Origin of the sequence: Streptomyces nojiriensis (assembly GCF_017639205.1) — a bacterium.
GTDB lineage: Bacteria > Actinomycetota > Actinomycetes > Streptomycetales > Streptomycetaceae > Streptomyces > Streptomyces nojiriensis.
This window is the reverse complement of record NZ_CP071139.1, coordinates 8,780,006-8,792,631: the sequence shown is the minus strand read 5'-3', so window position 1 is coordinate 8,792,631 and position 12,626 is coordinate 8,780,006. Positions and strand designations below refer to the sequence as shown.

Annotated in this window: 11 protein-coding genes; 4 read left to right on the top strand and 7 right to left on the bottom strand. The window is 72.9% G+C overall.

Going from position 1 to position 12,626, the window contains the following annotated elements; translation table 11 throughout:
* Positions 1-22: 22 nt before the first annotated feature.
* From JYK04_RS39780 to JYK04_RS39760, 5 genes are read right to left on the bottom strand one after another with little or no spacing between them, the layout of a single operon-like run.
* Complete coding sequence (locus JYK04_RS39780; RefSeq protein ID WP_229876691.1) at positions 23-733, bottom strand: ABC transporter ATP-binding protein; 711 nt, start codon at positions 731-733, stop codon at positions 23-25.
* Positions 730-1,491 (bottom strand): ABC transporter ATP-binding protein, encoded by a 762-nt coding sequence (locus JYK04_RS39775; RefSeq protein WP_202185998.1) that lies wholly within the window; start codon positions 1,489-1,491, stop codon positions 730-732. The genes JYK04_RS39780 and JYK04_RS39775 overlap by 4 nt, the downstream gene beginning before the upstream one ends.
* Positions 1,488-2,450 carry a branched-chain amino acid ABC transporter permease gene (locus JYK04_RS39770; RefSeq protein ID WP_189744904.1) on the bottom strand — a complete coding sequence of 321 codons (963 nt, stop codon included), beginning with the start codon at positions 2,448-2,450 and terminating at the stop codon, positions 1,488-1,490. The genes JYK04_RS39775 and JYK04_RS39770 overlap by 4 nt, the downstream gene beginning before the upstream one ends.
* Positions 2,447-3,325: a branched-chain amino acid ABC transporter permease gene (locus tag JYK04_RS39765; protein WP_189744902.1), complete on the bottom strand. Its 879-nt coding sequence runs from the start codon at positions 3,323-3,325 to the stop codon at positions 2,447-2,449. The genes JYK04_RS39770 and JYK04_RS39765 overlap by 4 nt, the downstream gene beginning before the upstream one ends.
* Before the next feature lies 1 nt (position 3,326).
* Positions 3,327-4,502, bottom strand: a complete 1,176-nt coding sequence (locus JYK04_RS39760) for an ABC transporter substrate-binding protein (protein ID WP_189744900.1) — start codon at positions 4,500-4,502, stop codon at positions 3,327-3,329.
* A 229-nt stretch (positions 4,503-4,731) separates the two neighbouring features.
* On the opposite strand from JYK04_RS39760, the gene JYK04_RS39755 reads away from it, so the two are divergent.
* Positions 4,732-6,366, top strand: a complete 1,635-nt coding sequence (locus JYK04_RS39755) for a carboxylesterase/lipase family protein (protein WP_189744898.1) — start codon at positions 4,732-4,734, stop codon at positions 6,364-6,366.
* A gap of 14 nt (positions 6,367-6,380) precedes the next feature.
* On the opposite strand, the gene JYK04_RS39750 is transcribed toward JYK04_RS39755, so the two are convergent.
* Together JYK04_RS39750 and JYK04_RS39745 are read right to left on the bottom strand one after the other, a co-directional pair.
* Complete coding sequence (locus tag JYK04_RS39750; protein ID WP_189744897.1) at positions 6,381-7,208, bottom strand: PaaX family transcriptional regulator; 828 nt, start codon at positions 7,206-7,208, stop codon at positions 6,381-6,383.
* Between the two features lie 100 nt (positions 7,209-7,308).
* Positions 7,309-8,658 carry a phytase gene (locus JYK04_RS39745; protein ID WP_189744895.1) on the bottom strand — a complete coding sequence of 450 codons (1,350 nt, stop codon included), beginning with the start codon at positions 8,656-8,658 and terminating at the stop codon, positions 7,309-7,311.
* Between the two features lie 327 nt (positions 8,659-8,985).
* Here JYK04_RS39745 and JYK04_RS39740 point away from each other — a divergent pair, with 327 nt between their 5' ends.
* From JYK04_RS39740 to JYK04_RS39730, 3 genes are all read left to right on the top strand, one after another.
* Positions 8,986-10,377 (top strand): MFS transporter, encoded by a 1,392-nt coding sequence (locus JYK04_RS39740; protein ID WP_272933159.1) that lies wholly within the window; start codon positions 8,986-8,988, stop codon positions 10,375-10,377.
* Positions 10,378-10,463: 86 nt separating this feature from the next.
* Positions 10,464-11,165 carry a response regulator transcription factor gene (locus JYK04_RS39735; RefSeq protein WP_189744891.1) on the top strand — a complete coding sequence of 234 codons (702 nt, stop codon included), beginning with the start codon at positions 10,464-10,466 and terminating at the stop codon, positions 11,163-11,165.
* On the top strand, positions 11,162-12,625 hold the full coding sequence (locus JYK04_RS39730) for a sensor histidine kinase (protein ID WP_202185976.1): 1,464 nt from the start codon (positions 11,162-11,164) through the stop codon (positions 12,623-12,625). The genes JYK04_RS39735 and JYK04_RS39730 overlap by 4 nt, the downstream gene beginning before the upstream one ends.
* The last annotated feature ends 1 nt before the right edge of the window (position 12,626 follow it).

Sequence of the window (12,626 nt, the reverse complement as noted above, 5' to 3'; positions counted from 1 at the left end):
GTACCGGCCCCGGATGAGCCGGTCAGTCGACACCCAGCAGCCGCCGGCGGTCGCCCGGACTCGAGGCGAACTCGGCACAGGGCGCTCGATGGACGATGCTCCCCTTCTGCATGACGGCGACGTGCTCGGCGACGGAGAGGGCGAGGGCGAGGTTCTGCTCGACGAGGACGACCGTCATGCCCTCGGCGCTCACCTCCCGGATCACCTCCCCCACCTGGGAGACGATCGCGGGCGCCAGGCCGTCGGACGGTTCGTCGAGGAGCAGCAGGCGTGGATTGCCCAGCAGGGCCCGGGCGATCGCGAGCATCTGCTGTTCGCCTCCGGAGAGTTCGTCGCCCCGGTGTCCGAGCCGCTCCCCCAGTCTCGGCAGCAGGTAGAGGATCCGCGCCCGGTTCCACGGACCCGTCGCGGCACGGCGCCGTGCGGCGATCGCGAGGTGCTCCGCCACGGTCAGCGGGGCGAACACCCGGCGTCCCTGGGGGACGACGCCGACTCCGGCCCGGGCGATGACGTCGACGCGGGCTCCGGCGAGCTCCCGGCCGTCCAGGGTGATGCTGCCTTCGTAGGGCCGGACGAATCCCATGACGGTCGAGATGAGGGTGGTCTTCCCGACCCCGTTGCGCCCGAGGACGGCGACGATCCCGCCTTCTTCGGCATCGAGGTCGAGGCCGCCGAGGACCACGCCCCCGGCGTAGCCGGAGCGCAGGCCGCGCACGCGCAGGAACGGCTTCACGAGGCGGCCTCCGTGGTGCCGAGGTAGGCCCGCCGGACCTCGGCGGAGGCCCGCACGTGATCCGGTGTGCCGGTGGTGAGGTGTCGGCCGAGGTGCATGACGGTGACGGTGTCGGCGAGCTCGAAGACCATGTCGAGGTCGTGTTCGATGAGCAGTACGGTCACCTCTTCGGGCAGGTCGGCGATCAGTTCCGTGAGGCGCTGCGTCTCCGCCGGTGACATTCCGGCGGCGGGTTCGTCCAGGAGCAGCAGCCGGGGTTCGGTGGCCAGGGCGACCGCGACCTCCAGTTGCCGCCGTTCGCCGTGCGAGAGGGCGCCCACCGCGAGGTCGTGCCGGTCGGGCAGGCCCACTCGTTCCAGCAGTGTGCGCGCCCGGGCGAGCTCCGTGGTCCTGGCACTCACCTTCCGCCATCCGCCGAGCCCCGCGCCGGAGCGGAGCAGTGCGGCGAGGAGGACGTTCTCCAGCACGGTCTCCCGCATGAAGAGGCTGGAATGCTGGAAGGTCGCGGCCGTGCCGAGTGCGACCCGGCGGTGCACGGGCAGCCGGGTCACGTCCCGCCCGTCCAGGAGGATGGTTCCGGTGCCGGCCGCCAGGGTTCCGGAGACGAGGCCGAACAGGGTGGATTTTCCCGCGCCGTTGGGTCCGATGATCGCGTGCCGGGCACCGGCGCGCACGGTGAGGGACACCTCGTCGACGGCGGTGAAGGACCCGAAGTGTTTGGACACCCCGCGCAGTTCCAGTAGGTCGATGTCGCTCACGCCGCCCTCTTCCGGCTCGGCTGGTGCGGGAGCCGTACGCCGGCCAGTCCGCGGGGCAGGGTGTACACGGCAACGACGAGCAGCAGGCCGAGCAGCAGCGGGCCGCGTCCGGCGACGGCTTCGAGGTTTCCGAGGTAGTCGCGGGTCAGCCAGATGAGCGCGGCCGCGGCGCAGGCCCCCCTGATGGAGCCGGAGCCGCCGATGACGACGGCCAGCAGGGCGAGGGCGGCGATCTCGAAGCCGGCGTCGCCGGGCGAGACGAAGCGCTGTGCCGAGACCCACATCGACCCGGCGGCGCCGGCCAGGGCCGCGGCGCCGCAGTAGACGGTGAGGGCGTACCGCCGGGTGGGGTGGCCGATCGCCTTCATGCGGGGCTCGTTGTCGCGGATTCCGCGCAGGGCGAGGGCGAAGGGGGTCGCGCCCAGGCGGGTGACGGCCGCGAGGAGCAGCAGGAAGACGGCCAGTACGTAGAAGTAGACCAGCCCGTCGAGCTCCAGCGCGGGCATGCCGGGCAGCGGCACGACGGGTGGGATCCCGGACACCCCGTCGGTGCCGCCCGTCACCGGCTTCCAGTTGACGGCGGCGCTGTGGGCGATCTCGCCGATGGCCAGCGTCAGCATGAGGAACACCACGCCGCGGGCGCGGACGGCGAGCCACCCGGTGAGTACGGCCACCAGCGCGGAGACGCCCGCCGCGATCAGGAGTTGGAGCGGGCCGATGTCCGTGAGGTCCTTCGCGACGATGGCCGCGGTGTAGGCGCCGACGCCGAAGTAGGCGGACTGGCCGAGGGTCGGCAGCCCGGTCAGCCCGGTCAGCAGGTTCACGCTCAGCGCGAGCAGGGCGAACACCAGGGTCCGCGAGAGGGTGGCGACGGCGTACGGGCCGAGCAGGAAGGGGGCCAGGGTGAGCCCGAGGAGCACGGCGGTGCCGATCGCCCGGGATGTCGTGGGCGTGCTCATGTGCGCACCGCCGACGCGACCAGGCCGTGCGGGCGGACCACGAGCACGGCCAGCATGGTGCCGAAGAGGAGGAAGGGCGCGTACTGCGGGAGCAGTGCCACTCCGAGGGTCTGGACCTGGCCGATGAGCAGAGCCCCCACGAGGGCGCCGCGTACGGATCCGAGGCCGCCGACGACCACGACGACGAGCGAGAGGACGAGCACGCTCTCGTCGACGCCCGGCCCGGGGCCCAGGGTCGGCGCACCGAGGACACCGCCGACCGCTGCCAGGGCGGCGCCGAGGGCGAAGACCCCGTACAGCACCTTGCGGATGTCGACGCCCTGGGCGCGGACCATGTCCCGGTCGGCGACGGTGGCCCGGACGAGGGCTCCGAGCGAGCTGCGCTCGAAGAGCAGGTGGACGAGGACGGCGAGGCAGGCCGCGACGGCGATGAACACCAGCCGGTACACCGGATACGTGTGGCCGAGCAGGTCCACCGTTCCGCGCAGCGCTGCCGGCGGGTCGGTGGGCAGCACCTCCCCGCCGAAGGCCGCGGCGAGGAGGTCGGCGACGATGAAGGTGATGCCCAGGGTGAGCACGGCCTGGTCGAGGTGCCCGCGCCGGGCCAGCGGCTGGGTGAGCCAGGTCAGTGCGGCTCCCCCGAGGGCGCCCACCAGCGCGCCGGCCGTGAGGGCGAGGAGCAGGCCCGGAAGGGTTCCGTCGGAGAGTGCGTAGGCGGTGTAGGCCCCGCCGAGGTAGAGCGTGCCGTGCGCCAGGTTGAGGACGTCCATCATGCCGAAGACCAGGGAGAGGCCGACCGCGATCGTGAACAGCAGCAGTCCGAAGGCGATCCCGTCGACGAAGCCGACGAGGTTGCCGTCCAGCCATCCGGCCATGTCAGCCGCCCAGTCGGCCGAGGTCGCCGGCGACGGTGTTGGCGCCCAGCTTCACCTCGCGCAGGTACCAGGGCTGGATCGGCGTGCCGCCGCTGTTGAACCGCCAGGTGCCCCGCGGGCTGTCGATGTCCCCGACGCTGGAGAGGGCGGCGTTGACCGTCTCCGGGGTCACGGCGCTGCCGGCTGCCCCGATCGCCTTGTCGAGCACCTGCGCCGCGTCCCATGAGGCCATCGCGTAGGTGGTCGGGTCGGTGCCGTGGGCGGCCCGGTAGGCCGGTGCGAACTGCCGGTTGGCGGCGTTGTCCAGGTCGGCGCTGTAGTTGAGGGCCGTGAGGATGCCTTCGGCCGCGTCCCCCTGTCCCTTGAGCACGCCGCCCTCGGTGAGGAAGCCGGGTGCGTAGAGCGGGATCTTTCCGGCCAGTCCGAAGTCGCGGTACTGCTTCACGAAGTCGACGGCCGCGCCGCCGGCGTAGAAGCAGAAGACCGCCTTCGCCCCGGAGTTCTCGATCTGGGAGAGGTAGGGCTGGAAGTTCTTGGTGCCCGGGAACGGCGTGTAGACCTCCTCCCCCGCGATCTTGCCGCCGGCGGGCAGGAAGGTGGACTTGAAGCCCTCGATCTCGTCCTTGCCGGCCTGGTAGCCCGCGGCGATGAGGAAGACCGGGCCGCCGGCCCGCTCGGCGACGTGCCGGCCGAGCGCCTTGCCCGGCTCGTCGTTGACGTACGAGGTGCGCCAGATGTATTCGGTTCCGGTCAGGGTGGTGGGCGAGGCGTTCGAGCCGACGAGCGGGATCCTGCTGGTCTCGAACAGGTCCTTGACGCCGTTGACGGTGGCCGAGCTGACCACTCCGCTGACCGCCAGGACCCGGTCCTGCTTGACGAGCTTCTCCGCCGCCGCCTTGCCCGAGTCGGCCGTCTCCCCCTCGTCCGCGGTCACGATCTGGACCTCGCGGCCGCCGAGCCGGCCGCCGTGCTGTCGGACGTAGAGCTCGAAGCCCTGCTTCATGTCGTCGCCGAGGGCCTTGTAGGTCCCGGACTGCGGGACGAGGAGCCCGATCTTCACGGGCCCGGCCTGCTTGTTGTCGTCGCCCGTGCCCAGGCTCGCACCGCCGCATCCCGTGGCCAGCAAGAGGCCTGTGGTGACGGTGATCAGAACCAGGGGGTGAAACCGACCTGCCATGGAGACTCCGTACGTTGTCAACCGGCCTTCGCGGACCGGATGTTGCTCCTGAGGTGACACGTGTCTATCGCGTAATTGCGACGCCCGTCAAGACTTCTCAAGATAGATACCGGAGGTCCGCCGCACCCCTTGACCCCCGCCTCGCGTATGCCGTAGCACTAGCCATCGTCAATTTCGCGCCATACCACTTCGGTGGGCGAATCCACGATCCGTCAGGGAGTGAAGCACCATGACCGACGATCCATCACGGCGCAGAATCCTCCGGAACACCGGGGTGCTGACCGGCGCCGCACTGCTCACCGGCGTCCCCGGCGGACCGGCCGGCCAGGCGCAGGCCGCACCGCCGGCGGGTGGGTCCTCGCCCGTCGTCGAGCTGCCCGCGGGCCGGCTGCGCGGGGCCGTCGAGGGCGGGCTCACCGTGTTCAAGGGCGTGCCCTACGCGGCGCCCCCGGTCGAAGCCCTGCGCTGGCGCCCCGCCCAGCCCCATCCCGGCTGGACGGGAACGCGCGACGCGACCGCGTTCGGGCCGAGCGCCCCGCAGCTCTACCGGGAGGGCGGCGACGCGGTGCTCGGCACCCACGGCGCTCCCCCCTTCAGCGAGGACTGCCTGACGCTCAACGTATGGACGCCCGGAGCCGATGACGCCCGGCGGCCGGTGCTGGTCTGGATCCACGGCGGCGGCTTCATCTCCGGATCGGGCTCCCTGCCCAACTACTCCGGCGAGACCTTCGCCCGCAACGGCGACCTCGTCGCCGTGACCCTCAACTACCGGCTCGGGCCGCTGGGATACCTCTACTTCGGTGAGGACGGCGCCGGCGGGAACTTCTGGTTCACCGACCAGCTCGCCGCACTGCGCTGGGTACGGGAGAACATCGCCGCGTTCGGCGGCGACCCCGACGACATCACCCTCGCCGGGCAGTCCGGCGGAGCGCTGTCGGTCGCCGCGCTCGCCGGGGCCCGGACCGCCGGCCGCCCGCTGTTCCGGCGCGCCATCCTGCAGAGCCCGCCGCTCGGCCTGCAGATCCCCACCCGCGCGGAGTCACTGCAGCGCAGCGCCACCTACCTCGACATCGTCGGTGCCCGGAACGTGGCGGAGCTACGGACGCTCCCCTGGCCCCAGCTGATCGCCGCCACGATCGAGATGTTCAGGCGGACCGGACGCTGGGGGTACTGGTCGACGCCCTTCCTGCCGGTGCTGGACGAGGTGACGCTGACCCGCGACCCGGCCGATCTGCTGCTCGCCGGGCCCGGGGCGGACATCGACCTCCTGATCGGGTGGACCAGGGAGGAGGCCGCCTTCGCCTTCGCACTGAGCGAGCCGTACGCCGCCGCCACCAAGGAGCAGGTGCTCGCCAGAGCGCGGGACACCTTCGGGGCCCGGGCGGCGGAGGCCTACACCGCGTACGAGGAGGCCCGGCCCGGGGCCCGCCCGGTCGACGTGCTCATGGACCTGATCGGCGACGATCTGTTCCGCATGCCCGGCATCGACCTGGCCGAGCGGCGGGCGGCCCGCGGCCGGCCGGTCTGGGCGTACCAGTTCGACCTCCCGACGCCCGCGCACGGCGGCCAACTGGGCGCGGCGCACTGCCTGGAGCTGCCGTTCGTGTTCGACAACTTCGACAAGTGGTCGCAGGCGCCGTTCCTGGCGGGGCTGAATCCCAGGATCCGTGACGGACTGGCCGGGGCCGTGCACGCGTCCTGGATCTCGTTCGTCCGCACCGGCGATCCCAACCACCGTCCCATGCCGAACTGGCCGCGCTACGAACGCGGTTCCCGGACGACGATGAGCCTGGACTCGGTAACCGGCACCGTCGACGACCTCGCCGGGTACTGGCGGCGGCTGCGCCGTCCGACGGCGCGGTAGCCCGCCTCCTCCGGTCAGGCCTCGGTCAGCCCGGTGACTTCCTGCACGTGGCGCAGGCTGGGCGGGGCGAGCACCTCGTTCAGCTGCTGGAAGATCTGCCGCGCGGCGACCGCGTTCCAGTCCGCGGGGAGCAGCTCGGCGGGCAGCCCGGGGTCGAGGTAGGGCAGGCGGCGCCACTGGGTGAGCATCGGGACGTAGTGGCGGAAGGCCTCGGCCCCGTCGACGGCGGTCCGCTCGGTCAGTCCCGCGGCGACGGGGCCGTAGGCCTCGGTGAACCCGGCGTACTGCTCCTCGATCGCCGGGAAGTCCCACCACGAGCTGACCGTGCCGGGCAGGTCGCTGAAGGCCGCGTATTCGGCGGCGAACAGGTGCACGTACTCGCTGAGCCCGAGGCGGACGAGCATGTCGCGGGCGTCGCCGAGGAGGCGGCCGGGCGCCAGCCACACGCCCGGGGCGATGTTCCCGAAGCCCAGCCAGGTCAGCCGGGTGCGCAGCTGGTAGCGGTGGGAGCGCTCGGACTCCGGTACGGAGAAGACGGCCATGGCCCAGCCGTCGCTCAGCTTCGCCGGTTCCAGGCTGCCGAAGATGCGCCGGTCGCCCTCGTCGAAGACGGGCTGCGCGCCCGGGCTGAGCCGGTACCCGGTGGCGCCCCGGCGTTCCGGTTCGAGGACGCCCTTCTTCTTGAGCCGGGAGATCGCCGAGCGCGCCGCCGGGCCGTCCACGTCCAGCTCGGCCATCAGGGTGATCAGGTCGGCGACGGAGATCCAGCCGCCGAGGCGTCGCAGGAACGCCCCGTAGACCGTGTTGATCAACGAGCTGGGCCTGAGGGGACTGTCCGCCATGATCGCCTTCCGTCGTATGCGGTGGTGATCCTATCGACCTGGGCGAACGCGGCGCCGCCCAGGTCACGGTCCCCGGCGGCGGCGTCGGAGGCGGGCGGGGTCAGAGGCGGGCGGCCCGCTTCAGCCGGCCCAGGTCCACGAACTTGAAGTCGGTGTCGGTACGGGCCTGGCCGTCGGCTCCGGTGGTCCGGGGGGTGTTGTGGCCGTCCTGGACGACCAGCAGGCCGTTCGGGAACCTCTTGCCCAGCGGTGCGCTCGTGACGGCGGCGCCGTCGCACTCCTGCGAACCGTCCGGCGCACCGGGCGTCGCGGCGTCGCCGACGCGGAAGCCGCGGACGTACGCGTTGCCGTGCTCGCGGTCGAATACGGCGAAGGTGTCGTCGCCCTGGCTGGAGGCGAGCAGGTAGCCGCCGTGGCCGGGGTGCTTCGGGTCGCGCCAGATGGTCAGGCCCTCCACGTCGGCGGCGATGTGCCGGCCGCCGAAGCCGGGGTCCGCGCCCGCGTCGCACTCCTCCGTCGCGGGGTTCCAGGTGCCGGGCACGCCGAAGGAGCGGACCTTCTCGATGAGGCGGGCGGGCGAGCGCAGGTCGGCGTCGAGCTTCCAGATGCCGACGTCCTCCTGACCGGCGTAGAGGTCACCGGTGTCGGGATCGACGACCATGCCCTCGACCTGGGGCCGCTCGCCCGGTTCGCCGCACGGCGCCCAGCTCTTCCCGTTCGGCAGGGTGAAGGCGGCGGGCAGCGAGGTGGTGCGGACGGTGCGGTAGCCGACCTTGCCCCGGGCGTTCGGCAGCAGTTCGGCCAGTGCGAGGTCGGTGGCGTGGCGCCGGCTGGTGACCGCGTACGAGCGGCCGCTGCGGCGGTCGGTGTAGGCGGCCAGGCCGTAGGCGGTCCGCTGGTCGTTGACCTCGTCCTGACCGGCGGAGAAGACCTGCGGGGCGGCCGCCTCGTCGGTGACGTCGACCAGCGGGGCGGTGCGCCGCTTCGGGTCGATCCGGTAGACGCGCAGCTGGTCGCGGCCGCGGTCGGAGACGACGGCCACGTCGTGACGGCCGTCCGGGAAGCGGAGTCCGGTGATCAGGTCGACGTTGTTGAAGCGCCCGGGCTTGTCGCCGTCCCTCGGCGGCTGAGGCGCGGGCAGGGCCTGCACCTGGCGTCCGTCCAGGTCGTAGACGCGCAGGCCGCCCTCCTTGGCGGTGGCGATGACCAGACTGGCGTCGGGGTCCTTGGCGTTGCGCCAGATCGCCGGGTCGTCGGCGTTCGCGTTGCCGCCTGCCTCGTCGTCGAAGAGGGAGGGCGTCTCGACGGAGGCCGTCACCCGGGGCAGTGACGGTGCGGCGCCGCCGTGTTCCTCCTGGGCGTGTGCCGGTCCGGCGATCACGCCCAGGGCCACCATGGCCGCCGCGGCCACGGCCACGGCCGGGGTCCGCCTGCTCGGGATCACGCGCATCTTGCCTCCTGTCGGGGGGGTACCGGGGTAGGCCGGCCGCGTGGTGGCCGGGGTCTTCCGGCGTTCCGCGGCGGGCCGCCCCCACGGTGGGCCACGTTCGGGTGACGGCCATGGAGCAGGCATGACGTGCGCATGACCGAACGGTGAAATCCGGCGGCCCCGCGGCTTTCCCGGGGGCTTTCTTAGCGGAACGTTAGATCTGCGTGGCGGACCTTGTCCGGGTACGACGGCCGCCGCATGCTCTGGACACTCCCCACCGCCGGGGCCGTTCTGCCGTCCCTCATCAGGGAACTTCCCTCTGGAGCCGCCATGTCCCCGTCCACCGTCATGCCCGCGTCGCCGCCCGGGGACGAGCGCAGGAAGCGCCGTCTCGCCCTGATCGGCGGCTCGCTCGGCAATCTCGTCGAGTGGTACGACTGGTTCGTCTACGCCAGCTTCGCGATCTACTTCGCCGATTCCTTCTTCCCCGGCGACAACCCGACCACCCAGCTGATGAACACGGCCGGGATCTTCGCGGTCGGCTTCCTGATGCGTCCCGTCGGCGGGTGGATCCTCGGCCGTGCCGCCGACCGGCACGGGCGCAAGAGCGCGCTCACCCTCACCGTCACCATGATGTCGGTGGCCGCCCTGCTGATCGCCGTCGCCCCGACCTACGGCCAGGCCGGGTACTTCGGCGCCCTGGTGCTGCTGCTCGCCCGGCTGCTGCAGGGGATGAGCATCGGCGGCGAGTACGCCGCCAGCGCCACCTACCTGACCGAGGCGTCGGCCCGGAACCGGCGCGGGCTGGGCTCGTCCTTCCAGTACGTGTCCATGACCTGCGGCCAGCTGCTCGGACTGGGCGCCCTGATCACCCTTCAGCACACCCTGACCACAGCCCAGCTGGAGAGCTGGGGCTGGCGGCTCCCGTTCCTCCTCGGTGCGCTGTTCGCGGTGGTCGTCTTCTGGCTGCGGCGCCGGCTGCAGGAGACCGACGCGTTCAAGGAGGAGTCGTCGGCGTCGGCGGAGACGGGCGGGGACGCCCACGACGACAGCACGCGCGGCACGCTGAAGGCCCTGTGGCAGTACCGGCGGCAGGCCGGGCTCGTCATGGCGCTCACCCTCGGCGGCACCGTGGCCTACTACACCTACACCACCTACCTCACCAAGTACCTGGTCGGCAGCGCGGGCATGGAGAAGACCACGGCCACGCTCGTCAGCTTCACCGCGCTGACCCTCTTCGCCGTGCTGCAGCCCTTCGCCGGCATGCTGTCCGACCGGATCGGCCGCCGGCCCCTGCTGATCACCTTCGCGGTGGGCTGCACCGTCGGCACGTACCCGATCATGACCGCGCTCGGATCGGCCTCCTCGTACTGGTCCGCGCTCGGGCTGTCCCTGCTGGCCCTGGTCATCATCACCGGCTACACGTCCATCAACGCGGCGGTCAAGGCCGAACTGTTCCCGACCAGGGTGCGCGCACTGGGCGTGGCGCTGCCGTACGCGATCGCCAACGCGCTGTTCGGCGGCACCGCGGAGTACGTGGCGCTCTGGTTCAAGAACAGTGGGCACGAGACCATGTTCTTCTGGTACGTCTCCGGATGCGCGCTGATCTCGCTCGTGACGTACGTGCTCATGCCGGACACCCGCAACGCCGCGCTGAGCCGCGCCGAGGCCGAGGCCGAGGCCGGCGGCGAGCCGGGGCAGGAGCGGCCGGCAGTGACGCCCGCCGAGGCGGCCCGCTGATCCGGCCCGGTGAACCGGCGCGCCGGCTCCCGTAAGCTGCTGCGCCGGGTCACGGGGCTCCGGTCACAGGTCGCGAGGGACTGTCTATGCACGCGCTGCTCGTCGAGGACGACGATCGCATGGCCCAGGCCCTCGGCACGGCCCTCGCCCTGCGCGGGCACACCGTCCGGCGGGTCGGGCGCGCCCTGGACGCCCTGCGGCACGTCCGCGAGGCCGAGTTCGTCCTGCTCGACCTGGGCCTTCCCGACCTCGACGGGCTGGAGCTGCTGCGGCGGCTGCGGACCGTCTGCGACGCGCCCCTGATCGTGGTGACCGCGCGCTGCGAGGAGCGCGACATCGTCCAGGGGCTGCGGGCGGGGGCCGACGACTACGTGGTCAAGCCGTTCCGGATGGCCGAGCTGATGGCCCGCATCGACTCCGTACGCCGCCGGACGGACCCGCAGCCGGGCCGTTCGGACCCCGCCGCGACCGGGTACCGGCCCGTGCGCACCGGCGATGTCGAGGTGGACCTCGCGGGTCGTACCGTCACCGTGGCGGGCGCGGAGGTGCGCCTCACCCGACGCGAGTTCGACGTCCTCGCCTTCCTGGCCGCCCGCCCGGACGAGGTGCACTCCCGCGAGGTGATCCTGGACCGGATCTGGGGTGACGCCTTCCTCGCGGCCTCCCGCTCCCTGGACGTCCATGTGGCGGGCATCCGCGCCAAGACCGGCCGCTCCGGCCTGGTGCGTACGGTCCGGGGGTTCGGCTACCAGCTCGGCTTCCCGGACCCGCGGGGCGGCGAGCGGTGAGGCGCAGGCTGCTGGCGGTGCTGATGGTGCTCATGGGGGTGGCCGCGCTGCTGCTCTGCGTCCCGCTGGCCGACGCCTACGCGCGCGGGCGCACCGAGCACCTGCTCCTGCAGCGGCGTTCGGAGGCCGTACGGTTCGCCGACCTCGCCGACCGGATGCGCACCGCCGCCGACCGGGCGGAGCTCTCGGCCGAGATCCGCCGCTACGCCCAGCTGTACGGGGCCGGGGTGGTCGTGGTCGACTCCGCGGGGGCGACGGTGGCCCGGGCCGGGACCGGAGCGGCGGCCGAGGCCGCCACGAGCGCGGCCACCGACGCCGACGATGTCGCCGACTCCGGCGCCGGCTCCGTCACGGGCGGCCCCTCCGAAGGGGCGCAGGCCCGTCGCCGTGCCCTGACGGGCCGCTCGACCGACCGGCTGCCCACCCTGCGTCCCTGGGGACCGCGCACGGTGGTGCTGGCCGAACCGGTGGGCCGGGACGAGCGGGTGAGCGGGGCGGTCCTGATGGCCGTGCCCACCGGGGCCGCCCGCCGGGACGTGACGGTGCGCTGGTCGCTCATCGCGGTCGGGGCGTTCGGGGCCTTCGCGGCAGCCGCTCTGGTCGCGGCCGGGATCACTCGCTGGCTGCTGCGCCCGGTACTGGACCTGGACCGGGCGGTCGGGCGACTGACCGCCGGCAGCCTGCAGGCCCGGGCCGTGTCCGCCACCGGTCCGCCGGAACTGCGCCGTCTGCGGCAGCACTTCAACACCATGGCGGAGGCGCTGGCCGACTCGATCGGCCGCCAGCGCGACTTCGTCGCCGACGCCTCCCACCAGCTGCGCAATCCGCTGGCCACCCTGGTGCTGCAGCTGGAGAACGTCGAGCCGCACATCGCACCCGGGCCGGGCCTGGCCGAGCACGGCCGCGCGCTGGACGAGGCGGAGCGCCTGGAGGAGCTGCTCGACGGCCTCCTGGCACTGGCCCGGGTGGAGTCGGGCGCGGCGGAACTGGGCGACGAAGACGTATCGCGGGCGGTACGGGACCGGGTGACGGCCTGGACCCCGGTCTTCCACGCCGCGGGGGTGGAGCTCGTGGCCACCGGCCTCGCGGAGGGCCTGCGGGCGCGCGCCCTGCCCGACGCGGCGGGCCGGATCCTCGACGCGCTCCTCGACAACGCCGTGAAGTTCGTTCCGCGCGGCGGCCGCGTCGAGGTGCGCGCCGCGCGCGCGGCGGACGGGAGCGCCGTCTGTGTCGTACGGGTCGCGGACGACGGCCCGGGGGTACCGCAGGAGCAACTGCCCCTGCTGCTCCGCCGTTTCGCGCGCGCCCCGGAGCACCAGAACGTCCCCGGCAGCGGTCTGGGGCTGGCGATCGCCGACGAGATCGCCCGGATCAGCGGCGGCCGGCTCGACGTCCGCGGCAACGAGCCGCACGGCCTGGTGGTGGAGCTCCGGCTGCCGTCCCCTCCTCCCCCTGAGTGAG